We start from the raw sequence: 1,945 nt of genomic DNA on the forward strand, positions 1-1,945 counted from the left end.
CCGGCGCGGAGGGCACTGGGCGCCCCGGGCCCGGCCCCCGCCGTCCACACATACGCCCCGTCCCGGAGCCGGACCGGCAGGCCGCCCGTGTCGTTCACCCCGCACCTGGCCTCCTGCGGGTACCCCGCGCCACGCCCACCCCCGCGCCCGTCCCGTCGGAGAGTGACGGGCGGCTCGCGGGGAGTGCGGCCGGGGAAGGGCGTACGCATCCGGGGCGGGCCACGGAGTCCGTCGACGGAGGTGCGGACGAGGCCGAGGACGCCGACACGGACCAGGACGACCCCGACGACACGCCGACGCCCTCGGCCGGGCCGTCGGTTCTTCCGTCGCCCTGGAGGCAGGCCGACGCCGCCCGCCCGGGCCGTACGCCGCCGCCACCGGTGCCTGCCGAGGACGGTTCACGCGAATCCATGGGGTACGGGGACCACGTCATGCGGGTGCTGCCCCTGGGCACCGGAATGACTCTCACCGGCCTCGGCCTCGGCTTCTTCGCGCTCCGGCTGCGGCGCAGCCGGTGAGCACGGGGCGTAGGCATGAAGTGAACGGCGCGCGGAGTGAAAAAGGGGCGCGCGAGTAGGCGCTTGGCACGGTGGATCAGGCGCGTACGGGGGCATCACCAGGGGGAAATCACCTGTGCGAGAGAATGGCGGCATGGAGATGCCGAGGAACGAACGGTCGCAGGAGAGCCCGCACGTCCTGATCGTAGGTCCGGACGGCATGGCTCTCGGTAACACCATCCCCGGGGGCGGGGAGGGTGACGACGAGTCGCGCGAGGTCCCGGTGACGGAGATGGTCGAACAGCCCGCGAAGGTCATGCGCATCGGCAGCATGATCAAGCAGTTGCTGGAGGAGGTCCGCGCCGCTCCTCTGGACGAGGCGAGCCGTGTGCGCCTCAGGGAGATCCACCACAGTTCCGTGAAGGAGCTGGAGGACGGTCTGGCCCCGGAGCTCGTGGAGGAGCTGGAGCGGCTTTCCCTCCCCTTCACGGACGAGACGATCCCCACCGAGGCCGAACTGCGGATCGCCCAGGCACAGTTGGTCGGCTGGCTGGAAGGTCTCTTCCATGGCATCCAGACCACGCTGTTCGCGCAGCAGATGGCCGCGCGGGCACAGCTGGAGCAGATGCGCCGCGCCCTGCCCGCAGGGGTCATGGGGGACGACGACGAGGACCACCGCCCGCACGGCGGTGCCCGCTCCGGTCCGTACCTCTGAACCTCCGGGACCTGAAACCTCAAACCTGAAGCCTGAAATCTCAAGCCTGAAGGGGAGCCGGCTGCCTCGGCCCGGCTCCCCTTCAGGCTTGTTTCCGCCCGTTACCGCTACTGCGCCGGGTCGCCCGTCGACACCGTCAGCACGAACAGGTCGCTCGGCGACTTGGGGTCGAACGGGTCGCCCTCGCGCGGCGTCTGGCTGAGGACCGTGCCCTTGCCCCAGGTGTTCTCGTTCTGCGAGTCCACCCGGTACTTCCAGCCCGCCGCCTGCAGGCACGACTTGACCGAGTCGATGTAGAAGTACGTGAAGTTGGGCGCCGACTTCTTCGACTTGTCGCTGTAGTACTCCCAGGCCTTGGTGCACTTCTCCGAGTCGATCGTCTTCGTCTTGTCGCCTTCCTTGTGCTGCGACTTGGAGACGTTGGAGCCGCCCGAGGTGCCACCGGAACCCGAACCGCCGGTTCCGCCTGTTCCTCCCGCGGCGCCGGCCGCCGCCGGGGCCTGGGACGCCTTGCCGTTGGCCTCGTCCTTGGAGCTGCCGCCGTTCAGCGTGATCGCCGCGATCACGCCGATGACCGCGAGCACGGCGACGACGGCGGAGCCGATGAGCACCGGCTTGTTGCTCTTGCCGCCGCCGGAGGACGGCGCGGGGGCCGGAGCCGGGGCCGTCGCGTACGGAGGGGGCGTCCCGGGGCCGCTCGGGCCGCCCTGGAAGGGCTGGACGGGGGTCTGGT

General features: G+C 70.8%; 2 protein-coding genes and 1 pseudogene. 2 read left to right on the forward strand and 1 reads right to left on the reverse strand.

The window, feature by feature from the left end; all coding sequences use genetic code 11:
* Window positions 1-518, forward strand: a pseudogene (locus K6I34_RS36350) (hypothetical protein); the annotation flags it as partial.
* A 133-nt stretch (window positions 519-651) separates the two neighbouring features.
* A complete protein-coding gene (locus K6I34_RS36355; RefSeq protein WP_229332295.1) occupies window positions 652-1,212 on the forward strand; it encodes a bacterial proteasome activator family protein in 561 nt (186 codons plus the stop codon).
* Between the two features lie 107 nt (window positions 1,213-1,319).
* Here K6I34_RS36355 and K6I34_RS36360 read toward each other — a convergent pair.
* A partial coding sequence (locus tag K6I34_RS36360) for a PASTA domain-containing protein (RefSeq protein ID WP_229332296.1) occupies window positions 1,320-1,945 on the reverse strand: 626 nt, incomplete at its 5' end.

This window comes from Streptomyces sp. UNOC14_S4 (assembly GCF_020740835.1).
In the GTDB taxonomy this organism is placed as follows: Bacteria; Actinomycetota; Actinomycetes; order Streptomycetales; family Streptomycetaceae; genus Streptomyces.

Bases quoted from the DNA above. Each gene is read 5' to 3' on its own strand.
- K6I34_RS36355 (WP_229332295.1), top strand. From the start codon at position 652: ATGGAGATGCCGAGGAACGAACGGTCGCAGGAGAGCCCGCACGTCCTG.